Below are 23,024 nucleotides of genomic sequence, written 5' to 3' on the forward strand. Positions count from 1 at the left end.
TCCGCCCTGGTTCGCGCAAATTTCGTTGAGTTCATGAGCCGTCCAGCCGCCTTCTCGATTGACCACGACCCGCTTCCCGATCTCGAACAGAAGCAGACGGCGCTCAGCTATCTGAGCGAAGCCTGGGCCGAAGCGCGGCACGACGGCGTCGATGGCGACTGCCTCGCGCAGGCGAGCCTGTTTACGGCGCTGGCCGAGCTGGTCTCGACCTATGGCGAGGACGCGGTGGCGAAATTTGCAGACGGACTCTCGACCCGCGTGCGCAACGGCGAGTTCTCGCTGGCGTTGGCGAAGCAGTGAGCTTGTTCCGCTGTCATCGCCCGGCTTGACCGGGCGACCCAGTACGCCGCGGCCTCTCGATTCAAGCACTAGTCTAACGTCTCTGGAATACTGGATCACCCGCCTGCGCCTGCGCGGGTGATGACAGCGATAGTTGGGGCGACGCAGTCTCCAAAAACCGCACCGGCTCGCCGGTTGACGGCGTCGTCAGCTCGCCCTGCCACATCACGCGCTTGCCGCGCACGAAGGTGCCGACCGGCCAGCCGGTGACGCGGACACCGTCATAGGGCGTCCAACCGGCCTTTGAGGCCACCCATTTGTTGGTGATGGTCTCGCTGCGCTTGAGATCGACGATGGTGAAGTCGGCGTCATAGCCGGCTGCGATGCGGCCCTTGCACGCGATGTTGAACAGGCGCGCCGGACCGGCGCTGGTCAGATCGACGAAGCGCTGTAGCGACAGCCGCCCGGCATTGACGTGGTCGAGCATCAACGGCACCAGCGTCTGCACCCCCGTCATGCCCGAGGGCGAAGCCGGATAGGCCTTGGCCTTTTCCTCCAGCGTATGCGGCGCGTGGTCGGAGCCGAGCACGTCGATAATGCCCTGCTCGATGCCGTACCAGATGCCCTCGCGGTGATCGGCCGAGCGTACCGGCGGGTTCATCTGCGCCAGCGTGCCGAGCCGCTCGTAGCATTCCGGCGCGGCCATGGTGAGGTGATGCGGCGTTGCCTCGCAGGAGGCGACGTCCTTGTGATCGCGTAAATATTCGATCTCCTGCCTGGTCGAGATGTGCAGCACGTGGATGCGCTTTCCGGTCTCGCGCGCGAGGTTGACCAGCCGCTGCGTCGCCATCAGCGCCGCGGTCTCGTCGCGCCAGACCGGATGCGAGCGCGGATCGCCCTCGACGCGGATCGGCTTGCGCTCGTTGAGGCGGTATTCGTCCTCGGCGTGGAACGCGGCGCGGCGGCGGATCACCTGGAAGATGCGGCGCAGGCTCTCGTCGTCCTCGACCAGCAGCGCGCCGGTGGAGGAACCGATGAATACCTTGACGCCGGCGCAGCCAGGTGCGCGCTCGAGTTCAGGCAGATGATTAACGTTCTCGCGCGTGCCACCGATAAAGAACGCAAAATCGCAATGCATGCGATGGTGGCCAGCCCTGATCTTCTCGGTGAACGCCTCCTCGGTGACCGTGAGCGGGTTGGTGTTCGGCATCTCGAACACGGCTGTCACGCCGCCCATCACGGCGCTGCGCGACCCGGTCTCCAGATCTTCTTTATGCGTCAGCCCGGGCTCGCGGAAATGCACCTGCGTATCCATCACGCCGGGCAGGATATGCAGGCCCTTGCAGTCGATCGTCTCGGCGGCGGAAGCCTGTCCAAGCCCGCCGATCGCGGCGATCCGGCCATTTAAAATACCGATGTCCCGGACGCCCTCGCCGTCCTGATTGACCACGGTGCCGGATTTTAGAATGGTATCAAATCGTTGATTCATCGGTCCTCGAGGCCCGCCTTAAGGCTTACGCACAGGGCTTGTTGGGGGCACCTTAGCGCCTTAACTTCGCATGGGATATCCGTCGCCTGCGTTTTCCCAGGAACTTGAAAAGACCGTCAAAAGAGGCCGATTTAGCTTATGAAAGCAGCGTTTCTCCCTGATCGGGGCGTGGTGAAGGTGACGGGCGAGGACGCCCGCAACTTTCTCAACGGCCTCATCACCACAGACGTCTCGCTGCTTACGCCCGGGTTCGGCCGGTTCGGCGCGCTACTGACGCCGCAGGGCAAGATCACGACCGACTTCCTGATTACCGAGGCCCCGGCCGGCCATGGCGGCGGCTTCCTGATCGATGCGCCGCGCGTGCTGGCGCAAAACCTCGCCGACAAGCTTGGCTTCTACAAGCTGCGCGCCAAGGTCGCGGTGGAAAATATCTCTGATAGCATGGGCGTCATGGCGGCGTGGGACGGTGAGCCTGCGATGAAGCCCGATCTGGCGTTTGCCGATCCGCGCCATGAAAGCCTGGGCTGGCGCATTCTCGTATCAGAGGATCTCAAGCAGAAGGTGGCCGATCTGATCGGCGCCGAGCTTGTGGACAGCGAGGCCTACGAGGTCCATCGCATTGCAGCGGGCGTGCCGCGCGGCGGGCTCGATTTCATGTACAGCGATGCGTTCCCGCACGAGACCAACATGGACCGCCTGCACGGGGTCGATTTCGACAAGGGCTGCTATGTCGGCCAGGAGGTGGTGTCGCGGATGCAGCATCGCGGCACCGCGCGGACGCGGATCGTACGCGTCACGCTCGAAGATTTTTCGCCGGAGACCGGCGTCGCCGTGCTCGGTGGCGACAAGCAGGTCGGCACCATGGGATCGACCGCCGGCGGCCACGGCCTGGCCCTGCTGCGGATCGACCGCGTGGCCGACGCGCTCGATGCCGGCCTTTCGCTCACCGCCGGCGGGCTTGCGATCCGACTGACCGACCCGAACGATGTGCGTACCCCGCCGAAGCAGACCGTCGCATGAGCAAATCTGCGCGCCTGCATCCCGACGGCAAGATGCGATGCCCGTGGCCGGGCGAAGACCCGTTCTACATGGCCTATCACGATACCGAATGGGGCGTACCCGAATATGACGACCGTGCGCTCTATGAAAAACTGATCCTCGACGGCTTCCAGGCCGGGCTGTCCTGGATCACGATCCTGCGCAAGCGCGACAATTTTCGCAAAGCCTTCGACGACTTCCAGCCGGAGAAGATCGCACGCTACAGCGAGAAGAAGGTCCATACGCTGATGAACGATGCCGGCATCGTTCGCAATCGCGCCAAGATCGAAGGCACCATTAATAGCGCCAAGGCTTACCTGAAGATTATGGAGGAAGGCCCGGGCTTTTCGAAGTTCCTGTGGGACTTCGTCGACGGCAAGCCCATCGTCAACCAGTTCAAGACCACGGCGAGCGTGCCGGCCTCGACGCCGGTGTCGGTGAAGATTTCGAAGGAACTCGGCAGTCGCGGCTTCAAATTCGTCGGCCCGACCATCGTCTACGCCTTCATGCAGGCGACCGGCATGGTCAATGACCACCTGGTCACCTGCTTCTGCCACGAAAGCTGCAGCGGCAAACTTCGCAAGCCCCGCCTCAAGGCCAAATGACGCCGCGAAAATCGTCAACCGTCGCGAACCGCGCCTGGCAGCGGATGCTGTCGGGGCGGCGGCTCGATCTGCTCGACCCTTCCCCGCTCGATATCGAGATCGTCGACATCGCCCACGGCCTGGCGCGTGTGGCGCGCTGGAACGGTCAGACCAGCGGCGCGCATATTTTCTCGGTGGCGCAGCACACGCTGCTGGTGGAGACCGTGCTGCGCGAGCAGATGCCGCGCGTCGACGCCCGTTTCCGCCTCGCGGCGCTGCTGCACGACGCGCCGGAATATGTCATCGGCGACATGATCTCGCCGTTCAAGGCGGTGCTCGGCGGCGACTACAAGGTGGTGGAGAAGCGTCTGCTTTCGGCAATCCATATCCGCTTCGGCCTGCCGGCGGTTCTGGCCGACGAGATCACCAAGGCCATCAAGGCCGCCGACCGCGGCGCGGCCTATCTCGAAGCCACCCATCTGGCCGGATTTTCGGAAAGCGAGGCCAAGCGCCTGTTCGGCAGGGACCCCGGCCTGCCTGCGTCCACGGTACGCGATTATCTGACACCCTGGACCGCAGCCCGGGCCGAGAAGCAGTTTTTGGCCCGATTTAGCCTCCTGCTTGGTTGATCGGCTATCCCAAACCTGCTTTCACCGCCCGGTCACCGGGCCTATAATCCCGGCAAAAGCCTGCTCAGGGAACGTCTTTAGGGATCATCATGCTTCACGTCTGCTCGCTTGCCGCACTTCCCGAGACCGTGCGGGCCACCGGCGCCAGCCATATTCTCACCGTGATGGCCAATGTCGACCAGGTGCAGCGTCCGGCTTCGGTGCTCGAGGCCAACCACCTCAAGGTGTCGATGGACGACATTATCGAGCAGATGGACGGCTTCGTTGCGCCGTCGGTCGAGCACATCGAGCGGGTGCTCAATTTTGTCCGCGGCTGGGACCGCAGCGCGCCGATGGTCGTGCATTGCTATGCCGGCATCAGCCGCTCGACGGCGAGCGCCTTCGCCGCGGCCTGCGCGCTCAATCCGAACCGCGACGAGATCGAGATTGCTCGGCAAATCCGGGCACGCTCGCCCATCGCCTCGCCCAACCGGCTGATCGTCAGCCTCGCCGACAAGGCGCTGGGACGCGAGGGGCGGATGCTGCGCGCGCTCGATGAAATGGGCCCTGGCAGCATGACCGTCGAAGGCCGGCCCTTCCAGCTCGATCTGGAATAGAACCTGTGCACTCCCCACGGCTGTGGCACGAAAAAGCCATATCCGTTGCTGCGAAGCGTGCGACATTGCCCGGGCTTGATTTGAACTTTTAGCGGGCAAAGCCCCACAGAGGATTGCAGCCGGGCCGCCGACATGGCCGGTTAGCGCCCTGACGCGCCCGCCGGGAGGCCTGATGTTCGAAGACCCCTTCGTTTTCTTCGCGCTCGTAATAGCAATTGTCGCGCTGATTTTCGCGCGGAAGGCCATGAATCAGGTGGCGGAGCTGCGCCAACGCCTGGAGGCGATCCAGGCCGCGCCGGCCACCGTCGCGCCACCCGTGCCTCCGCCGCTCACGCCGTTTGAACAATTCGAGCAGAGCCTGCCGCCGGCTTCGACCGCGGCCGCCGCGCCGACACCGCCGCCTGTTCTTCCCGAGATCGAATCTGCTGCGCCCGTTTTGCCCTCCGAAGCCCCGGAGCAAGCTGCAGGCGGCGCGACACCGCCACCGCCGCCTCCCCCGCTCCCGCAGCCGGGCCGCGGCTTCGAGGAAACCATCGGCACCCAATGGGTAGTGTGGGTCGGCGGCCTGACGCTTGCCCTGGGCGGCTTCTTCATGGTGCGCTATTCGATCGAGGCCGGCCTGCTCGGCCCCGGCGTGCGCACCATTCTGGGCGGACTGTTCGCGCTGGCCCTGCTGTTGGCCGGCGAATGGACGCGCCGCAAGGAGAGCGTGTCTTCCATTGCCGCGCTGCCAATCGCCAATATCCCGGCGATCCTGACCGCTGCCGGAACGGCGGTGGCGTTCGCGACGGTGTACGCCGCCTACGCGCTATATGACTTCCTGGTGCCTGCCACCGCGTTCGTCCTGCTAGGTCTGGTGGCGATGGGCACGCTGGCCGCAGCACTGCTGCATGGCCCGGCGCTCGCCGGCCTCGGCATCGTCGGCGCGTTCGCGACGCCAGTTCTGGTGTCCTCAGGCAAGCCCGACTTCTGGGCGCTCTACATCTATCTCGCGATCGTCACCGCCGCAGCCTTTGGCTTGGCGCGCGTCCGGCTGTGGCGCTGGCTCGCGGTCACCACGATTGCCTTCGCGCTGTTGTGGACATTCCCCTGCTTGCAATGCGGCCCGTCGATGGTCGGCCCGCATGCGTTCCACGTGCTCGTCGGCTTCATTCTCGCTGCATTACTCGTGGTGTGCGGCTTCATGTTCGGCCCGCCGGCCGACGCCGGCGAAGTCGAGCCGATTTCGTCCGGTTCGCTGGCGGCCTATCTGCTTGGCGCCACCTTGATTGTGCTGAACAGTTTTCATGCCGATATGGCGATGGTCGTGTTCGGCGTGCTGGTGGCCGGCAGTCTCCTGGTCGCCTGGCGCAGCGATGCCGCCACCGGCGCCGTCGGCGCCGCTGCAGCGCTGGTCTTCGTCGTGTTCGCCGAATGGGCGGTTCGCGCCAACTCCGACATGCTGGTGCTGCCCGGCGGGCCGCTGCAGGGCATCGGACCGAGCGCCACGGACGGATCGGTGTCGGTGCATTTGATATCGGCCGCGATCTTCGCCGCGGGCTTTGGGATCGCTGGCTTCCTGGCGCAAGGCCGCTCCACCGGGCCGATCATACCGGTGATCTGGTCGGCAGCGGCCGTGTTCACGCCGCTGGCGCTGCTGGTCGCTCTCTATGCCCGCATCGCGCTTCTCGACCGCTCGATCCCGTTTGCGATTCTCGCGGTGCTGCTGGCCGCGGCCAATGCCGCGGCGACCGAGATCCTCAGTAAGCGCGAGGACCGTCCAGGCTTGCAGGCCGCGATCGCGCTGTTTGCGACCGGCACCCTCGCGGCGCTGGCACTGGCGCTGACCTTTGCGCTCGAAAAAGGCTGGCTGACGATCGCGCTCGCGCTGATGTCGGCAGGCACGGCCTGGATCTCGACCCAGCGGCCGATTCCATTCCTGCGCACGCTCGCCGCCGTCCTCGCCGGCATCGTCGTGCTGCGCATCGGCTATGAACCGCGCATCGTCGGCCATGCCGTCGGCACCACGCCGATCTTCAATTGGCTGTTGTGGGGCTATGGCATCCCTGCCGCCTCATTCTGGGCGGGCAGCATCCTGTTGCGTCGCGGCGGCGATGATGCGCCGCTGCGGACGGTGGAATCTGCAGCGATCCTGTTCACGGTGCTGCTGGCGTTCATGGAAATCCGCCACGCGGTGAATCATGGCGACGTCTATTACGCGAGCGCAGGTCTCACTGAGATCGCGCTGCAGGTCTGCGTGGCGCTCGCCATGGCGATCGGGCTGGAGCGGCTGTGCCTCCGTACCGGCAGCGTCATTCACAACGCCGGCGCGATCCTGCTGACGGCCTTCGCCGGCCTCGCAACATTGTTCGGGTTGCTGCTATTGGAGAACCCGATGCTCGGGTGGATCGATGTCGGCGGCGTCGTGATCAACCTGCTGCTGCTCGGCTACGCCTTGCCCGCGGTGCTCGCGCTGCTGTTGTCCTACGCCGTGGCCGGCCAGCGTCCGGTCGTCTACGCCAACACGATCGCAGCCGCCGCACTTGTTCTCGCGCTGGCCTATGTGACGTTTGAGATCAGGCGAATCTATCACGGCGCGGTCATCTCGGATGGCCCGACCAGCGGCGCGGAACAATACACCTATTCGATCGCCTATCTCGCGTTCGGCGTAGCGCTGCTCGGCATCGGCATCGTCGTTAACTCGCAGCGCGCGCGGCTGGCGTCCGCCGTGGTTATCGGGCTGACGATCCTGAAAGCGTTCCTGATCGACATGTCGACGCTCACCGGTGTCTACCGGGCGCTGTCCTTCATGTGCCTCGGCCTGGTGCTGGTGGCGATCGGCTGGCTGTATCAGCGAATCCTGTTTCGCAGGCAGGCGCCGGTGCCGGCTGCTCCGGCCGCACCGGCAGGAGAATGATCGCTAGGCGGCGCGGACCGATTCGAGGAATTTGGCGACCTCGACCTTGAGTCGGTTGCTGTCGCCGGACAGCAGCTGCGCCGCGGACAGGACGTGCGAAGAGGCCGTCTCCGTCTCGGTCGCGCCGCGTTGCACGTCGGTGATGTTGGCGGAGACCATCTGCGTTCCCGCCGCGGCCTGCTGCACGTTGCGCGAGATTTCCTGCGTTGCCGCGCCCTGCTCTTCCACCGCGGCTGCAATGGCCGAGGAAATTTCGGAGAGCTTGCCGATCGTGCCGGAGATTTCCTGGATCGCAGAAACCGAGTCCTCGGTCGCGGCCTGGATGCCGGTGATCTGCTGACCGATCTCGCCGGTCGCCTTCGCGGTCTGTTCGGCCAGCGCCTTCACTTCCGACGCAACGACCGCAAAGCCGCGGCCGGCCTCGCCGGCGCGTGCCGCCTCGATGGTTGCATTGAGCGCGAGCAGATTGGTCTGGCCGGCGATGTTGTTAATCAGCTCGATCACGTCGCCGATGCGCGCGGCCGCCTTCGACAGTTCGCTGACGCGGTCATTGGTTCGTGCGGCCTGATCCACGGCATCTCCGGCCATTCGCGCGGATTCCTGCACCTGCCGGCTGATCTCGGTGACCGAGGATGCCATTTCCTCGGTGGCCGAGGCGACCGACTGCACGTTGGTGGAGGCCTCTTCCGAAGCCGAGGCGACGGTGGTGGCGAGCTCCTGCGCGCGCTCGGCGGTCGAAGTCAGCGTGCCTGCCGACGCCTCGAGCTCGGTCGATGCCGAGGAAACAGTTTCGACGATCTGGCCGATCATCGCTTCGAAGTCGCGCGTGATGGTGTCGACGCGGCGGCCGCGCTCGATTTTGGCTTCGGCATCGCGGGCTGCGGCTTCGTCGGCCGCCTTCTTGGCAATCAACGCATCCTTGAAAACCTGCAGGGCATCGGCCATCGCGCCGATCTCCGTCTTCTCGCCGCGGCGCGCCACTTCGGCGGACAGATCGCCGTTTCCGAGCGCCTGCATCGGTTTTACGATGGAAGCAATGCCGCGCGACAGATCGCGGACGAGATAGACCCCGACGCCGATGCCGCAGATGACAACCGCGGCGACAATGCACAAAACCAGCCAGAAGGCGAAGTTGTAACCTTCGGCGGCCTGCCTGGTCGCGGTGTCCGCGCCCTTGTTGTTCAGGTCGATGGATTTTTCCAGGAACGCATCGGATTCCGCGGCGATGACGGCGACCTTCTTGGAGATGGCCTCGCTCGCCTCATGCGGGATGCGGCCGATGCTCGCGCGCGACAGCTCAATGACTTCCTGCACGCCCGTGATGTATCTGTCCCAGGCGCGCACCCAGTTCTCGTGCAACGAACGCTCTTCCGCCGTGGCAATCGAGCGCTCGTAAGCCTTGCGGTCCTTTGCAATCCTCTCGAGGATGCCGGCCAGCCGCTTGTCGTTAGCGGCCTTCGCCTCCAGCGTTTCCGCCATGACATGGGCGCGGAGCGCAATACGGAACAGGTTGATGTCGGCGCGCAGCTCACCGAGCACGCGGACGCTCGGCAGCCAGTTACCGGCGATTTCCACCGTGTGGGCGTTGATCGTCTGCATGCTGCGGATTGTCAGAAAGCCCATGCCGGACATCGCGATCAGCATGAATGCGATCACGGCAATGACTTTGGCGCGAATGGAAAGGGCGGACATCAGCGGCTGCTCTCGAAGTTGGAGACTGGCGCCACTGAATTATGAGGGAACGACCGTCAATCTTCGATGCGCCGGGAATATTCGGCAGTGGTAAGCCGCAGATTCCAAACGAGAGTTAATTGCCGCTCCGTAGAATTACTCGGGTCGCGCACCTCGCCCGGGCTGGAGCATCAACCAATGGATTCGGCGACCAGGCGAATCCTGAACACCGGCCGCTTGGCCTCGTCCAGCAGCTCCATCTGCCACTCGGCGTTCTGCTTCAGGCTGCGCGAAAGACTTCCCAGCAGGTTACCGCAGACCTTGGTCATCTCGGCCCAGGCGGCCTCGCGGGTTTCGAATTCGGCCCCCTGATCGGACGCACCGGCGTAGCTGCCATGGCTGATCCGAAAAAAATACAGCGGCATAGGTAATCTCTGTGTTTGGGCCGCCTCCCGGCCTTCTATGCCGGTCATTTCGAGCCAGATTCGCTACCATGGCGTGAATGCGCGCGCCCGTATGACTACGGGCTCCCGCAACTGCGACAGCGATGGAATGGCAGAAAATCCGGCGGCCGGACGCCGCCGTCAGCGATCAATCGGTCGACCGGCGCAGCTCCGGCGCGCCCTCGGTCCTGGCCGGTTCGGACTTCACCGGCTCGGGCTTCACCGGCTCAAGCTTGGCGCTCTCGACCGCGGGAGTCTCGACCCGCGCCGTCACCTCGGCACGCGCATCGGCCGCCGCGCGCGACGATTCATCCCGGCGATGCAATGAGCGCGGCCGCGAAACGGAGCGCGCCATCAGCATCTGCGAGGCGCCCTGGTGGCGGAAATCGCAATAGGCAAAGCCCATGCCCGAAACGGAGCCGCGGAACGAGCGGTCGTCACGCTTGTCGAGGTTGAAGCACGGCTCGAACGGCAGGCCCTTGATGGAGGCGCAGACGGACTGGCCGCGAATCTGCAGCGTATTCCCCGGCAGGCGCACATGGCGGATCGGGCCCGAGCCGCTGAACTGGATCGAACCGGCAGCGCCGAGATCGTCGAGAATGCGCCCCGCGCCACGGGTGCCGTCGAAACAGGTGAAGGCGAAAACCTTGCCGCTGACAAACCTGCGTGCCTCGTCAGCGTTCATCATCCCGGCCACCGCAGGAACGATCGTCGCGACTGCCGTGACGGCCCCCAGAACCAAACGCGCAAGCATGCAGCTACTCCAACTTTACAAGAGCGCGGGCGCCCGCCTCGGCGTGAGCGTGAAACCGGGACCCCAACGTACCGGACTCATGCTGCCTTTACCCGCTGCTTACCATACCAACCGTGGCGACATTGAAGCACGTTGGTTGGTAAAGTCTGAACGGCGTTAGACAATTTTTACCACGATTCGACCGCGGACTTGGCCCGCCAGGATTTGTGCTCCGGTTCCAATGACTTGGTCAAGGTTAATTTCCTGAGTGATATCAGCCAGTTTGGTCTTGTCCAAGTCACTGGCGAGACGGTTCCAGGCAAGCTTTCGCTGGGGTAGCGGACACATCACGGAATCGATGCCCAGAAGGCACACCCCGCGCAAAATGAACGGTGCAACGGACGACGGCAGATCCATACCGGCGGCGAGGCCGCAAGCGGCGATGGCGCCGCCATATTTCGTCATCGACAGCAGGTTGGCGAGCGTGGTCGAGCCGACGCTGTCGACGCCGCCCGCCCAGCGCTCCTTGGCCAGCGGCTTGGCTGCCCCGGCCAACTCGGCGCGATCGATGACCTCGGCGGCACCGAGACCCCTAAGGTAGTCGGCTTCCGACATCCGCCCCGTGGACGCTATGACGTGGTAGCCGAGTTTCGACAGCACAGCGGTAGCGACCGAGCCGACGCCGCCGGCGGCGCCGGTCACCACGATCGGACCGCTCTTGGGCGTCAGGCCGTGCTTCTCCAGCGCCAGCACCGAGAGCATCGCGGTGTAACCGGCGGTACCGATCGCCATCGCGTCGCGGGTCGACATGCCGTCAGGCAGCCGCACCAGCCAGTCGCCCTTGACCCGCGCTTTCTCGGCATAGGCGCCGAGATGGGTTTCACCCATGCCCCAGCCATTGCAGACGACCTTGTCGCCGGCCTTCCAGTCCGGATGCGAGGATTGCGCAACAGTGCCCGCGAAATCGATGCCGGCGATCATCGGAAAGCGGCGCACCACCGGCGCCTTGCCGGTGACGGCGAGGCCATCCTTGTAGTTCAGCGTCGACCATTCGACCGCGACCGTGACGTCGCCGTCCATCAGTTCGGCTTCGTCGAACTGCGTCAGCGCGGCGGTGGTACCCTTCTCCGCCTTGTCGATCCTGATGGCCTTGAACGTTGCCATGGCACACTCCCCGGACTGTTCTTTGTCGAGGAGTGTTTACCGCATCAGGCGGGTTGTGCAACCGCCCGCGCGACCGGCCGTTCGACGATCGGCAGGTTGATCAGCGCCGACAGCACGCCGAACAGGATCGAGAGCCACCAGATCGGCGTGTAGGAGCCGTACTGTTCGAACACGACGCCGCCGAGCCAGACACCGAGGAAGCCGCCGACCTGATGGCTGACGAAGGCAAAGCCGTATAGCGTGGCGAACCATCGCGTGCCGAACATCAGCGCGACCAGCGCCGAGGTCGGCGGCACCGTCGACAGCCAGGTCAGGCCGGTCGCGGCGCCGAATACGATCGCCGAGAAGCTCGAGATCGGAAACGAGATGAACGCCATGATCGACAGCGCGCGGGCAAGATAGATCAGCGAGAGGATGTAGCGCTTCGGATACTTGTTCTGCAGCCAGCCGACGCCGAGCGAGCCGATGATGTTGAAGAGACCGATGGCCGCGACCACCCAGCCGCCGGTCTGCGAGGAGACGCCGCGATCGGCGAGATAAGCCGGCAGGTGCACGGTGATGAAGGCAAGCTGAAAGCCGCAGGTGAAGAAGCCGATCACCAGCAGAACGTAGGAGCGATGCCCGAATGCTTCCGCCAGCGCGGTCTTGAACGACTGCTCATCCGCGGCACGTTCGTTGGATGGTGGCGCCGGCGGCGTGGCGATGGCCAGCGACAGCGGCACGATCAACAGCATGAGCAGCGCGAACACCGTCAGCGCTGCCTGCCAGCCGAAATTGTCGATCATCGCGACGCCGAACGGCGCGAACAAGAATTGCCCGAACGAGCCGGCGGCGGTGCCGAAGCCAAGCGCGATGCCGCGCCGCTCCGGCGGCAGCAGCTTGCTGAACGCCGACAGCACCAGGTTGAACGAACAGCCCGACAGCCCGAAGCCGATCAGCACGCCGGCGCCCATATTGAGTGACAGCGGCATCGTGGAATAACGCATCAGGAGAAGACCGGCGGCATAGAGCAGCGCGCCGACCACCATCACCCGCAGGATACCGAAGCGATCAGCAATGGCGCCGGCGATCGGCTGGCCGAGACCCCACAACAGGTTCTGCAGCGCCACCGCGAGCCCAAAGACGTCACGTCCCCAGGCGAACTCACGGCTCATCGGCTGAACAAAAAAGCCGAGGCTGGAGCGCGGCCCGAAGCTGAGCAGCGCAATCAGGCAGCCGCAGATCATGATCACCAGCGGCGTCCGCCAGGTGCCAAGGCCAGAAGATGGATGAAGGTCGCCGTTTGCTGCCGCCATGTGTTTCCCCTGGACATTCCGCGCCCGGAAAATGCCAGGCGAAAGGTTACCGTGAGTTAATGCAACTGCATGGAAAGCCCAAGGGGCTGAAGAGAAAAATCTGTCGCCGCAGGGCAGGCCTGCAAAATTGGCGAGGACAATGAGAGCAATTTGGAAGGCACGGCACCTTGCGCGCACGCCATTCGTTGGGGCAATAGGCAATCGGCCGCAACAAACTCCGCTGTCATCGTCCGGCCTTGTGCGCACTTGCGCACTAGGACCGGACGACCCAGTACGCCGCGGCCTGTCGGATTGGTCACAGCCTTCCCGGCGTACTGGATCCCCGCCTTCGCGGGGATGACGATGGCGGGACGACGGAGAGAGCTTACCGCTTCGCGCTCACCTGCTCGGCCGAGCTTTGCGCGGCTTCGGCTAGCTTGGCGGAAATCGCTGCGGTCTGGGCGGCCGTGCCCCAGCTCGGCGCGTCGCTGCCGTTGCCCCAGGCGCGCGGCCGGTAGAAAGTATGCACGCCGGTCTTGTACATCTTCTTCATTTCGCTGACCCAGGACGGGCGCACCCAATAGGCGTGGTAGTGGGTCGACTTGTCGACCTCGGGCAGCCAGAGCTGGCCGTCGAGCATCGCCTTCGCGATCTTCTTTGCGCGCTCCCACATGTCGGGCTCGCGGATCACGTCCTTGTTGTTGTCGCAGGCGAAGGTGAACTGGCACGCCAGATGGCGGTGCTTGTTCTGGTAGACCACGCCGCACACAGTCTCCGGATATTTGCCGGAGAAGGCGCGGTTCAAGACCACCTGCGCCACCGCGATCTGGCCGCGCACCGCCTCGCCGCGGGCCTCGAAATAGACCGCTTCGGCGAGACATTTTTCGGACTTCGCACGCGACTTTTCGTCGAACAGGCCGAGACGTTCGGCCGGCGTCTTGGCGCGCTGGTTGTCGGCATTGACCTCGCCCTTCGGCGCGACGCTCTCGCCCATCTCGCCGGCGCGCACCGGGCCGTCGGCATCGACCGGCAGCGAGGCCATCACCTTCATGTCGGGATCGGGCTGCACCGGCATGACAATGACCGGCTCTTCGCCGGGCTGCCAGCGCTCGATGCTCTCGGGCGAGCCGAGCGAGGAGCCGAAGAACAGGCTCGAGGTCTTGACGGAAAAACCATCGCGCCGCGGCTCCACTACTTTCGGCGCGACCTTGCTGTCGTCCTGCGGCTTGCTCTCCGGCGGCAACGACATGTCGAGCGGCGGCGCGCTCAGCGCGGCCTGCAGCTCGGGATCGAGCGGCGCGCGCTCGACCGGCGGCGCCGTCTCGGCAGTCTTGGCGCCCTTGACCAATGCATTTGAAGTCGCGGGATCCTCGATGGCCGGCGCACGCTCGGTCGGCGCCGTGGTCGCCGCGGGCGCGGGCGGCTTCAGCACAAGACGGTCGCCCTTCAGGGTGCGATCCACTTTGGGAAAATCACCGGCGTGATAACGCGGCGGCGGCGCAATCAGCGGAGCGCGCGTCACCGATCCCGTGATGTCGATGCCTTGGGTATCCAGACTGGCGAGCCGATAGGTCGCGGTCTGCGGCGAAGAGGTTCCGATCGGACGGCCAAAGGAGAAGGTTGCGACCTGAATGGTGTTGGCGGAACCGAACACCCGCTTCTGCCAACGCTCTGCGATGCCCGGCTGGCGGGCCAGCAGCGAAGCGATATCCTGATATCCGATCTCGGTCGGCATCAATGCGAAGATGCAGAGACCGAGACCGAAGGACGCGAACCGCGCGCCCTTCGGCTGGTTACGCAACACAAACATTGTACGCTCACGCAACGCTTACTGGGATCGAACGTCAGTACATCCGTGCAATTCGATCTTTTTTGTTGGTATCGAATTTAGGTTGCCGGGGAGTTAATCGGCGTGGCGTGCGTGTTACACGCAAGGGATCGCGCGGAATCCGCCGAATGCATCAGAAGTGTTGGTAAACAGGCGCGCGATGAAAGTGGTAAACATCCCGTCAACGAGGATGGTGAAGAAATTTTTGTGCGCGACATATGAAAGAGACGCGAGTTCCAATGCACTTTATCGTGCTGAAGCGCCTCCGCCGTCATTGCGAGCCAACGGGTCGCGCGAATGCGCGCCCGATCACAGGCTCCACGAAGCAATCCATCGCGCGGCATAACGGATGGATGGATTGCTTCGTCGCTGCGCTCCTCGCAATGACGGCTCTCTGCGCGCAAAACAAAAATGCCCGGGACAAGCCCGGGCATCGCGTCGTTATATAGAAGCCTGAAGAACGCTTACGCCTGGCTCTCGATCTTCTTGCCGAGCGCAGCCTGCGCGGCGGCGAGGCGCGCGATCGGCACGCGGTAGGGCGAGCACGAGACGTAGTCGAGCCCGATCTCGTGGCAGAACGCCACCGATGCCGGATCGCCGCCATGCTCACCGCAAATGCCGACCTTCAGGCTCGGCCGCACCTTGCGGCCGCGGGTGACGCCGATCTTCACGAGCTCGCCGACGCCGTCGCGGTCGACCGAGATGAAGGGATCGATCTCCAGGATTCCCTTGCTGACATAGGTGCCGAGGAAGCTGGCGGCATCGTCGCGGCTGATGCCGTAGGTCGTCTGCGTCAGGTCGTTGGTGCCGAACGAGAAGAACTCGGCGGTCTGCGCCACGTCGCCGGCCATCAGGCAGGCGCGCGGCAGCTCGATCATCGTACCAACTTGATAGGCGAGCTTCTTGCCGGTCTCCTTCATCACCGACTGCGCGGTGGCATCGATGCGCGCCTTGACCAGATCGAACTCGGCCTTGGTCGCAATCAGCGGCACCATCACCTCGAGGCCGACCGCCTTGCCGGTGCGCTTCTCGGCTTCGACCGCCGCCTCGAAGATCGCGCGTGCCTGCATCTCGGCGATCTCGGGATAGGCGATCGCCAGACGGCAGCCGCGGAAGCCGAGCATCGGGTTGAACTCGGCCAGATCGCGGGCGCGGTCGGCGAGCTTGCGCGGATCGGTGTTCATCGCGCGCGCGACTTCCTCGATCTCGTGTTGGGTGTGCGGCAGGAACTCGTGTAGCGGCGGATCGAGCAGGCGGATCGTGACGGGCAAGCCCTTCATGATCTCGAACAGCTCGACGAAGTCGGCCCGCTGCATCGGCAGAAGTTTTGACAGCGCGGCGCGGCGCGACTGCTCGTCTTCGGAGAGGATCATCTCGCGCACGGTGCGGATGCGGGTCTCTTCGAAGAACATGTGCTCGGTGCGGCAGAGACCGATGCCTTCGGCGCCGAACTTCACGGCCGTGCGCGCATCGTCGGGCGTATCGCCATTGACGCGGACGCCGAGCTTGCGGACGTCGTCGGCCCAGCCCATCAGCGTGCCGAATTCGCCCGACAGCTTCGGCTCGATCATCGGCATCTTACCGGCCAGCACCTGGCCGACCGAGCCGTCGATGGTGATGACGTCACCAGCCTTGAAGGTGCGCGAGCCCACGCTCATCGTGCCGCGGCCGTAATCGACGCGAATGGCGCCGCAGCCGGAGACGCAGGGCTTGCCCATGCCCCGCGCGACCACGGCGGCGTGCGAGGTCATGCCGCCGCGGGTGGTCAAAATGCCTTCGGCGGCGTGCATGCCGTGAATGTCTTCCGGGCTGGTCTCGATGCGCACCAGAATGACGCTGCGGCCATCGGCCTGAAGTTTGGCGGCTTCATCGGAGGAGAACACGATCTCGCCGGAGGCGGCGCCGGGCGAAGCCGGCAGGCCGGTCGCGATCACGTCGCGCTTGGCCTGGGGATCGATGGTCGGGTGCAGCAACTGATCCAGCGAGGCCGGATCGATCCGCATCACCGCATCCTTCTTCGAGATCAGCCCTTCATTGGCGAGTTCGACCGCGATGCGCAGCGCCGCCTTTGCGGTGCGCTTGCCGCCGCGGGTCTGCAGCATCCACAATTTGCCCTGCTCTACCGTGAACTCCATGTCCTGCATGTCGCGGTAGTGCTTTTCGAGCATCGTGTAGATACGCGTCAGCTCCTTGAACGCCTCCGGCATCGCGCTTTCCATTGACGCCTTGTCGGAGCCGGATTCCTGGCGCGCTTCCTCGGTGATGTCCTGCGGCGTGCGGATGCCCGCCACGACGTCCTCGCCCTGCGCGTTGATCAGGAACTCGCCGTAGAGCTTGCTCTCGCCGGTCGAGGGATTGCGCGTGAAGGCAACGCCGGTCGCCGACGTCTCGCCCATGTTGCCGAACACCATCGCCTGCACGTTGACGGCGGTGCCCCAGGATTCCGGAATGTCGTGCAGCTTGCGATAGGTGACCGCGCGCGCATTCATCCAGGACGAAAACACCGCGCCGATCGCGCCCCACAATTGCTCGTGCGGGTCCTGCGGGAAATCCTTACCCGTCTCGCGCGCCACCGCTTCCTTGTACTTGCCGACCAGCTCGACCCAGTCGTCACCGGATAGATCGGTGTCGAGCGTATAGCCCTGGCTGTCCTTGAAGGTATCGAGGATGTCCTCGAAATGATGATGCTCGAAGCCGAGCACCACATCCGAATACATCGTGATGAAGCGGCGATAGCTGTCATAGGCAAAGCGGCGGTCGCCGGAGAGTTCGGCCAGCGCCTCGACCGTCTTGTCGTTGAGGCCGAGGTTGAGCACGGTGTCCATCATGCCCGGCATCGAGGCGCGGCCGCCGGAGCGGACCGACACCAACAGCGGATTCTTTGCGTCGCCGAACGCCTTACCGGTCAGCTTGCCGACATATTCGAGCGCCTTGTCGACCTGCGGCTTCAGCGCGGACGGATAGGATTTGTCGTGCGCGTAGAAATAGGTGCAGACCGAGGTCGGGATGGTGAAGCCGGGAGGCACCGGCAGGCCGAGATTGGCCATCTCGGCGAGGTTGGCGCCCTTGCCGCCCAGGAGGTCGCGCAGGCCCGCTTTGCCCTCCGCCTTGCCGTCGCCGAAGGTATAAACCCACTTGCGGGATTTTACCGCTTCCGCTGCCGGCTTGCCGACCGCCGGCTTCTTGGCCGGCTTGGCCTTTGCAGCCGGGGCCTTCTTCAGCGCCTTGCGGGCGGCGGGAGCAGCAGCGACCTTCCTGGCCGATGCCTTTGATTTCGCTGCGGATTTCACTGCAGCCTTCTTGGACTTCGCGACGGCTTTGGCCATGGATTCCAACTATCCGAAAAAGGGAAGGAAGATGCGCGCCTTACACCATTTTGAGGGGTTCCGCGCAAGCCGCGATACCCTGCTTTCCTATGGTGTTTTGGAGCGACGTGGGTACCGCTTCGCCTGAAGAAAACGCGTCAAAGCAATCTAGAACCTCAACATCTTGAACACGCCAAGACCGGCCAGACCGACCACGATCAGGTAGATCGCGACGATGAAATTCAGGAACCGCGGCATGATCAGAATCAGGACTCCCGCGATCAGGGCGACGATCGGGGAAATGTGCGCAGCGGTGATGGTCATTGAGATCTCCGGCTGATGAGGGGGAATCGAATCGAGGGTCGCAACTTAACCGCTGGCGCGGTTCGGGAATAGCAAGACGCCCGACGCTTCAATGGGTTCCAGCTTCCGCAACAATTCCCCAGAAATGCCCCGGATGAGGCCGCGCTTTTGCCGGAACAATGCGGGGCCCGAATGAATTGGCCCGCATTGTGTGCGCTGGCGAGCGTCGGCGCCCTCTTCTCGCGAAGGAGTTGACCATGCGGAACAGACTATTTGCCATTGCGGCGATCGCGGGCGCGATGGCTGCCCCGATCGCGGCTCAGGCGCAGACCACGATCACGACGGGCGTCGCCGGCGGCGGCGGCACAGTCGTCATCGGCGAGCACGAAGGCATCATTGCCGAGCAGCGGCCGGCCTTCCGTGAATATATCGTGCGTGAGCGCGTGCCGAACTACACGATTTCCGAAAGCGTCGTGGTCGGCGGCCTGCTGCCGGAAACCGGCGTCACCTATTACGACGTGCCGCAAACCTTCGGCGTCACGCCCTATCGCTACACCGTGGTGAACGGCCAGACGGTGCTGGTCGAACCGCGTTCGCGTCGCATCGTTCAGGTGGTCGATTAGACCTCAGTAGCCTGAACGATCTGGTCCGGGCGCCGCGCAAGCGGATGTGCGCGAGATACGACCGGACAGAAACCCCGCTCGGCGTCCCCTCCGGGCGGGGTTTTTGTTTTGTCGTCGTGCGCCACAAACGCGCTGCCGTAGGGTGGGCAGAGCGCAGCGTGCCCACCATTTAGATCATGGTGAGGAGGCGCCAACGGGTCCGCGCGTAGCGCGGCCCGATGACAGGCTCCGCGCCGTCTCGAACCATGTGGCCCGGCCGGTGCCATTCACCCTTCGAGACGCGCGAAGACGCGCTCCTCAGGATGAGGTCTGGCAGAAGGGGGCGTCCCAACTATTCGCGAATTTCCAGCCCCGGCTTCTTCACCACGAGACGGTGAATCTTCTTCCCCGAGGAGGCGCTGACGGCCTCTTCGTCGAGCAGCACCGTCGTGCCGTTCAGCTCCGCCCACACCACCGCCGGATCGAACGCGGCGTAGAGACGCCCCTGCGGATCGCGCTGGTCTTCGCCCTCTGTGACGCGCCAGCTCAGATAGAGGATGCCGCTCGGCTTGACGACATCGAGGAGGCGGCGGACCGATGCCGCGATCTCCTCGCGGTCGAGGTGCATGATCACGGTTTCGCACAGCACGTTGTCGAACGTGCCGACGCCGTTCAGACCGGGCAGTTCGGCATGCACGAACTTGTAGGAGGGATAGCGCCGGCGCGCTTCCTTCAGCAGGCCTTCGGAGGCGTCGAAGCCGACAGCCGAAAAGCCGTTCGCGTGCAGCCAGGCGACCTCGCGGCCGCAGCCGCAGCCGATATCGGCGGAGTTGCCGCCGCGCACGAAGAACCGCTCGACGATTTCCTGCAGGTCGACGGGCGCCGGCTGGCCGAGCCAATCGTTCGCGAACGCCGCCGCACCCAGGTCGTAAGCGGCGAGCGTCTGTCGATCCATGATCTAGCCTTCGATCTTTGAAAAGTCCGCCACCGCGCGGGTCGCCGCGCGGATTTCATTCAGTAGCTTTAGTCGATTCTCGCGCACATCGGGTTCATCGGCGTTGACCTTGACCTTGTCGAAGAACGCATCGACGGCGGGACGCAGCTTGGCCATCGCGCTCATCGCGGTGGCAAAATCTTCCTCTGCAACCCCAGCTCCGGCCTCGCTCTTGGCCTGATCGATCGCCTTTGCCAGCGCCTTCTCCTCCGGCAACTGCAGGAGAGCGGCATCCGGCGTGCCGCCATACGTGCGCTTGTCCTTCTTCTCCTCGATCGCGACGATGTTACTCGCGCGCTTGGTGCCTGCAAGCAGGTTCTTGCCGTCATCCGTATCGAGGAACTTGCCGAGCGCCTCGACGCGGCGCACCACGAGCAGCAGATCATCCTGTCCGCCAAGCGAGAACACGGCGTCGACGAGATCATGCCGCGCACCCTGGTCGCGAAGCTGGACTTTCAGGCGGTCGGCGAAGAAGGAGAGGAGATCCAGTGCGACCTCTGGAACTGGCTGGCCCTTCCACGGTATCGACTTATACATGGCCGCTGGCTTGGCAACTTGCTTGTAAATACGACGAGTAGGCTCGGCGAGAAGCAAAGCGATGCCAAGCCGTAGATTGTTTTCGACGATTAGCCTGATGACTCCTAGCGCCGCACGGCGCAGTGCATACGGGTCCTTGCTCCCCGTTGGCTTCTCGTCGATCGCCCAAAAGCCGGCCAGTGTATCAATCTTGTCGGCCAGCGCGACCGCGACGCTCACAGGATCGCTCGGCACGCGATCGGCCGGCCCCTGCGGCTTGTAGTGCTCCTCGCTCGCGGCGGCGACGGAGGCATCTTCGCCTTGCGCCTGTGCGTAGTACTTACCCATCAAGCCCTGCAATTCGGGGAATTCGCCGACGACTTCGGTCAGCAAATCCGCCTTTGCCAGATGCGCCGCACGCGTTGCCTTCGCCACATCAGCTCCGACCAGCGGCGCGATTTCGGCGGCCAGCCGCTCAATGCGCTTGATCCGTTCGGCCTGCGTGCCGAGCTTCTCGTGGAAGACGATCTGGTCGAACTTTGGCAGCCGGCTTTCGAGCTTGGTCTTGAGGTCGGTCTCGTAGAAGAATTTTGCGTCCGACAGCCGGGCGCGGATCACGCGCTCGTTGCCGGCAGCGATCACCTTGCCGCCATCGGTCGCCTCGATGTTCGCGGTGAGGATGAACTTGTTGGCGAGCTTGCCCGTCTTGGGGTCGCGCACCACAAAACATTTCTGGTTGTTGCGGATGGTGGCGCGGATCACCTCGTCCGGGATCGACAGGAATTCCGCATCGAACGAACCCATCAGCGCCACCGGCCACTCGACAAGGCCCGCCACTTCGTCGGCCAGCGCCTGGTCTTCGACCAGCTCAAAGCCCTGTGCGAAGGCCAATTCCTTGGCGTCCTCAAGAATGATGTCCTTGCGCGCCTGCGGATCGAGCACAACTTTGGCGGCCTTCAGCTTGGCCTCATAATCCTCGAAACGGCGCACGGCGATCGCATCGGGCGCCATGAAGCGGTGGCCGAACGTGGTCTGCCCGGTCTCGATGCCGTCGACCGAGAATTTCACGACATCAGGCTCTTCGGTCTCGGGACCGAAGGTCGCGATGATCGAATGTAGCGGACGCACCCAGGACAGCGAGCCTGATTTGGCCGAACGTGCGCCCCAGCGCATCGATTTCGGCCACGGGAAGGTCCTGATGATGACGGGCAGAATCTCGGCCAGCACGTCGATCGTGGCGCGGCCCGGCTTTTCAATCAGCGCAATGTAGAAATCGCCCTTCGGGTCGCGCTGGATCGTCGCCTCATCCAGCGATTTGAGGCCGGCTGCTTTCAAAAAGCCCTGCACCGCCGCATCGGGGGCGCCGATTTTCGGTCCGCGGCGTTCCGTCTTCAGGTCGGGCTGCCGCTGGGGAACGCCGTGCACGGTGAGCGCAAGCCGCCGCGGCGTCGCGAACGCCTTGGCACCTTCATAAACCAGGCCTTCTGCAACGAGCTTGTCGGTGACCATGCGGCGCAGATCGTCCGCCGCCTTGGCCTGCATACGGGCGGGGATCTCTTCGGAGAACAGTTCGAGGAGAAGATCAGGCATCAGGCCGCCCTGCCCGTTTCGGTGTGAATCCAGGCTTCGCCGCAGGCTTTTGCCAGCTCGCGCACCCGCATGATGTAGCTCTGCCGCTCGGTGACCGAGATAACGCCGCGGGCATCCAGCAGGTTGAAGACGTGGCTCGCCTTGATGCACTGGTCATAGGCCGGCAGCGCCATCAGATGCTCTTTCTGATTACCGCCCTCCTTCCACCCTGCGGCGAGATATTTGCGGCACGCCTCTTCTGCCATCCTGAACTGCTCGAACAGCATCGCAGTGTCGGCATGCTCAAAATTATGCCGGGAATATTCCTGCTCGGCCTGCAGGAAGACATCGCCATAGGTGACCTTGTCGGCACCCTCGCGGCCGTTGAAGTTGAGATCGTAGACACGGTCGACGCCCTGCACATACATCGCGAGGCGCTCCAGCCCATAAGTGAGCTCGCCGGCAACCGGCGCGCATTCGACGCCCGCGACCTGCTGGAAGTAGGTGAACTGGCTGACTTCCATGCCGTCGCACCAGCATTCCCAGCCCAGCCCCCAGGCGCCAAGCGTCGGGCTCTCCCAATCGTCCTCGACGAAGCGGATGTCGTGAACGGCGGAATCGATGCCGATCGCGGCCAGCGACTTCAGGTACAGATCCTGCAAGTTCGGCGGCGACGGCTTCATGATCACCTGAAACTGATAGTAGTGCTGCAGCCGGTTGGGATTTTCGCCGTAGCGGCCGTCCTTGGGCCGCCGCGAGGGCTGCACATAGGCCGCATTCCAGCGCTTCGGCCCGAGCGCGCGCAGCGTCGTCGCGGGATGGAAGGTGCCGGCGCCCATTTCCATATCGTAAGGTTGCAGGATCACGCACCCCTGCTCGGCCCAGAACCGCTGCAGAGCAAGGATGAAGCCCTGGAACGAACGTTCCGGGCGCATATGGGCAGGAAGGGCGTCCATCGGCAGAATCGGTCTCGCGAGGGGGGTTTTGAGCGCGCGGGACCGTATCGGCGTGTAGGCGGGGAATCAAGGCGATGGGGCCCCATATTCCTCATGGTGAGGAGCGCGGCAGTGCCGCGCGTCTCGAACCATGAGGCCCCGATTGTGCGGCCATC

Annotated in this window: 19 protein-coding genes; 7 read left to right on the forward strand and 12 right to left on the reverse strand. The window is 64.2% G+C overall.

Features of this window, described 5'->3' with window-relative positions:
* Window positions 1-33 precede the first annotated feature (33 nt).
* Complete coding sequence (locus QA643_RS31720) at window positions 34-300, forward strand: hypothetical protein (RefSeq protein ID WP_283029596.1); 267 nt, start codon at window positions 34-36, stop codon at window positions 298-300.
* 73 nt (window positions 301-373) lie between these two features.
* Here QA643_RS31720 and QA643_RS31725 read toward each other — a convergent pair whose 3' ends face one another.
* Window positions 374-1,768: a dihydroorotase gene (locus QA643_RS31725; RefSeq protein ID WP_283029597.1), complete on the reverse strand. Its 1,395-nt coding sequence runs from the start codon at window positions 1,766-1,768 to the stop codon at window positions 374-376.
* 138 nt (window positions 1,769-1,906) lie between these two features.
* On the opposite strand from QA643_RS31725, the gene QA643_RS31730 reads away from it, so the two are divergent.
* The 5 genes from QA643_RS31730 (at window position 1,907) to QA643_RS31750 (ending at window position 7,511) form a co-directional block, all read left to right on the forward strand.
* Entirely contained in the window at window positions 1,907-2,788 is an 882-nt protein-coding gene (locus QA643_RS31730) for a folate-binding protein (RefSeq protein WP_283029598.1), read from the forward strand.
* Window positions 2,785-3,411 (forward strand): DNA-3-methyladenine glycosylase I, encoded by a 627-nt coding sequence (locus tag QA643_RS31735; RefSeq protein ID WP_283029599.1) that lies wholly within the window; start codon window positions 2,785-2,787, stop codon window positions 3,409-3,411. Before QA643_RS31730 ends, QA643_RS31735 begins: the two co-directional genes overlap by 4 nt.
* On the forward strand, window positions 3,408-4,019 hold the full coding sequence (locus tag QA643_RS31740; protein ID WP_283029600.1) for an HD family hydrolase: 612 nt from the start codon (window positions 3,408-3,410) through the stop codon (window positions 4,017-4,019). Before QA643_RS31735 ends, QA643_RS31740 begins: the two co-directional genes overlap by 4 nt.
* Window positions 4,020-4,108: 89 nt before the next feature.
* Window positions 4,109-4,615 carry a protein-tyrosine phosphatase family protein gene (locus tag QA643_RS31745; RefSeq protein WP_283029601.1) on the forward strand — a complete coding sequence of 169 codons (507 nt, stop codon included), beginning with the start codon at window positions 4,109-4,111 and terminating at the stop codon, window positions 4,613-4,615.
* A gap of 172 nt (window positions 4,616-4,787) precedes the next feature.
* Complete coding sequence (locus QA643_RS31750) at window positions 4,788-7,511, forward strand: DUF2339 domain-containing protein (protein WP_283029602.1); 2,724 nt, start codon at window positions 4,788-4,790, stop codon at window positions 7,509-7,511.
* 3 nt (window positions 7,512-7,514) lie between these two features.
* On the opposite strand, the gene QA643_RS31755 is transcribed toward QA643_RS31750, so the two are convergent.
* The 8 genes from QA643_RS31755 to QA643_RS31790 all read right to left on the reverse strand — a co-directional run bounded on the left by QA643_RS31755 (window position 7,515) and on the right by QA643_RS31790 (window position 18,253).
* Window positions 7,515-9,203 (reverse strand): methyl-accepting chemotaxis protein, encoded by a 1,689-nt coding sequence (locus QA643_RS31755; RefSeq protein WP_283029603.1) that lies wholly within the window; start codon window positions 9,201-9,203, stop codon window positions 7,515-7,517.
* 170 nt (window positions 9,204-9,373) lie between these two features.
* On the reverse strand, window positions 9,374-9,607 hold the full coding sequence (locus QA643_RS31760) for a hypothetical protein (protein WP_283034989.1): 234 nt from the start codon (window positions 9,605-9,607) through the stop codon (window positions 9,374-9,376).
* A gap of 166 nt (window positions 9,608-9,773) precedes the next feature.
* Entirely contained in the window at window positions 9,774-10,379 is a 606-nt protein-coding gene (locus QA643_RS31765) for a hypothetical protein (protein WP_283029604.1), read from the reverse strand.
* Between the two features lie 156 nt (window positions 10,380-10,535).
* A complete protein-coding gene (locus QA643_RS31770) occupies window positions 10,536-11,522 on the reverse strand; it encodes an MDR family oxidoreductase (protein ID WP_283029605.1) in 987 nt (328 codons plus the stop codon).
* Window positions 11,523-11,566: 44 nt separating this feature from the next.
* Window positions 11,567-12,817: an MFS transporter gene (locus QA643_RS31775; RefSeq protein WP_283029606.1), complete on the reverse strand. Its 1,251-nt coding sequence runs from the start codon at window positions 12,815-12,817 to the stop codon at window positions 11,567-11,569.
* 364 nt (window positions 12,818-13,181) lie between these two features.
* Window positions 13,182-14,606 (reverse strand): cell wall hydrolase, encoded by a 1,425-nt coding sequence (locus QA643_RS31780; RefSeq protein ID WP_283029607.1) that lies wholly within the window; start codon window positions 14,604-14,606, stop codon window positions 13,182-13,184.
* Window positions 14,607-15,088: 482 nt separating this feature from the next.
* The gene (ppdK, locus tag QA643_RS31785) at window positions 15,089-17,950 is read right to left on the reverse strand and encodes a pyruvate, phosphate dikinase (RefSeq protein ID WP_283029608.1); all 2,862 of its coding nucleotides are present in this window, start codon (window positions 17,948-17,950) and stop codon (window positions 15,089-15,091) included.
* A gap of 147 nt (window positions 17,951-18,097) precedes the next feature.
* Complete coding sequence (locus QA643_RS31790; protein WP_082649707.1) at window positions 18,098-18,253, reverse strand: DUF3096 domain-containing protein; 156 nt, start codon at window positions 18,251-18,253, stop codon at window positions 18,098-18,100.
* A gap of 236 nt (window positions 18,254-18,489) precedes the next feature.
* On the opposite strand from QA643_RS31790, the gene QA643_RS31795 reads away from it, so the two are divergent.
* Complete coding sequence (locus tag QA643_RS31795) at window positions 18,490-18,855, forward strand: DUF1236 domain-containing protein (protein ID WP_283029609.1); 366 nt, start codon at window positions 18,490-18,492, stop codon at window positions 18,853-18,855.
* A 331-nt stretch (window positions 18,856-19,186) separates the two neighbouring features.
* Here QA643_RS31795 and QA643_RS31800 read toward each other — a convergent pair whose 3' ends face one another.
* From QA643_RS31800 to QA643_RS31810, 3 genes are read right to left on the reverse strand one after another with little or no spacing between them, the layout of a single operon-like run.
* Window positions 19,187-19,789, reverse strand: coding sequence for a class I SAM-dependent methyltransferase (locus QA643_RS31800; RefSeq protein ID WP_283029610.1), 603 nt, complete (start codon window positions 19,787-19,789; stop codon window positions 19,187-19,189).
* A 3-nt stretch (window positions 19,790-19,792) separates the two neighbouring features.
* Window positions 19,793-21,934 carry a glycine--tRNA ligase subunit beta gene (gene glyS, locus QA643_RS31805; protein ID WP_283029611.1) on the reverse strand — a complete coding sequence of 714 codons (2,142 nt, stop codon included), beginning with the start codon at window positions 21,932-21,934 and terminating at the stop codon, window positions 19,793-19,795.
* Complete coding sequence (locus QA643_RS31810) at window positions 21,934-22,869, reverse strand: glycine--tRNA ligase subunit alpha (RefSeq protein WP_283029612.1); 936 nt, start codon at window positions 22,867-22,869, stop codon at window positions 21,934-21,936. The genes glyS and QA643_RS31810 overlap by 1 nt, the downstream gene beginning before the upstream one ends.
* Between the last annotated feature and the right edge of the window lie 155 nt (window positions 22,870-23,024).

The organism is Bradyrhizobium sp. CB3481 (assembly GCF_029714305.1).
In the GTDB taxonomy this organism is placed as follows: Bacteria; Pseudomonadota; Alphaproteobacteria; order Rhizobiales; family Xanthobacteraceae; genus Bradyrhizobium.

Bases quoted from the DNA above. Each gene is read 5' to 3' on its own strand.
- QA643_RS31800 (WP_283029610.1), bottom strand. From the start codon at position 19,789: ATGGATCGACAGACGCTCGCCGCTTACGACCTGGGTGCGGCGGCGTTC.
- QA643_RS31750 (WP_283029602.1), top strand. From the start codon at position 4,788: ATGTTCGAAGACCCCTTCGTTTTCTTCGCGCTCGTAATAGCAATTGTC.
- glyS (WP_283029611.1), bottom strand. From the start codon at position 21,934: ATGCCTGATCTTCTCCTCGAACTGTTCTCCGAAGAGATCCCCGCCCGT.
- QA643_RS31745 (WP_283029601.1), top strand. From the start codon at position 4,109: ATGCTTCACGTCTGCTCGCTTGCCGCACTTCCCGAGACCGTGCGGGCC.
- QA643_RS31780 (WP_283029607.1), bottom strand. From the start codon at position 14,606: ATGTTTGTGTTGCGTAACCAGCCGAAGGGCGCGCGGTTCGCGTCCTTC.
- QA643_RS31775 (WP_283029606.1), bottom strand. From the start codon at position 12,817: ATGGCGGCAGCAAACGGCGACCTTCATCCATCTTCTGGCCTTGGCACC.
- QA643_RS31810 (WP_283029612.1), bottom strand. From the start codon at position 22,869: ATGGACGCCCTTCCTGCCCATATGCGCCCGGAACGTTCGTTCCAGGGC.
- QA643_RS31765 (WP_283029604.1), bottom strand. From the start codon at position 10,379: ATGCTTGCGCGTTTGGTTCTGGGGGCCGTCACGGCAGTCGCGACGATC.
- QA643_RS31755 (WP_283029603.1), bottom strand. From the start codon at position 9,203: ATGTCCGCCCTTTCCATTCGCGCCAAAGTCATTGCCGTGATCGCATTC.
- QA643_RS31795 (WP_283029609.1), top strand. From the start codon at position 18,490: ATGCGGAACAGACTATTTGCCATTGCGGCGATCGCGGGCGCGATGGCT.
- QA643_RS31735 (WP_283029599.1), top strand. From the start codon at position 2,785: ATGAGCAAATCTGCGCGCCTGCATCCCGACGGCAAGATGCGATGCCCG.
- QA643_RS31720 (WP_283029596.1), top strand. From the start codon at position 34: ATGAGCCGTCCAGCCGCCTTCTCGATTGACCACGACCCGCTTCCCGAT.
- QA643_RS31740 (WP_283029600.1), top strand. From the start codon at position 3,408: ATGACGCCGCGAAAATCGTCAACCGTCGCGAACCGCGCCTGGCAGCGG.
- QA643_RS31760 (WP_283034989.1), bottom strand. From the start codon at position 9,607: ATGCCGCTGTATTTTTTTCGGATCAGCCATGGCAGCTACGCCGGTGCG.
- QA643_RS31790 (WP_082649707.1), bottom strand. From the start codon at position 18,253: ATGACCATCACCGCTGCGCACATTTCCCCGATCGTCGCCCTGATCGCG.
- QA643_RS31730 (WP_283029598.1), top strand. From the start codon at position 1,907: ATGAAAGCAGCGTTTCTCCCTGATCGGGGCGTGGTGAAGGTGACGGGC.
- QA643_RS31725 (WP_283029597.1), bottom strand. From the start codon at position 1,768: ATGAATCAACGATTTGATACCATTCTAAAATCCGGCACCGTGGTCAAT.
- QA643_RS31770 (WP_283029605.1), bottom strand. From the start codon at position 11,522: ATGGCAACGTTCAAGGCCATCAGGATCGACAAGGCGGAGAAGGGTACC.
- ppdK (WP_283029608.1), bottom strand. From the start codon at position 17,950: ATGGCCAAAGCCGTCGCGAAGTCCAAGAAGGCTGCAGTGAAATCCGCA.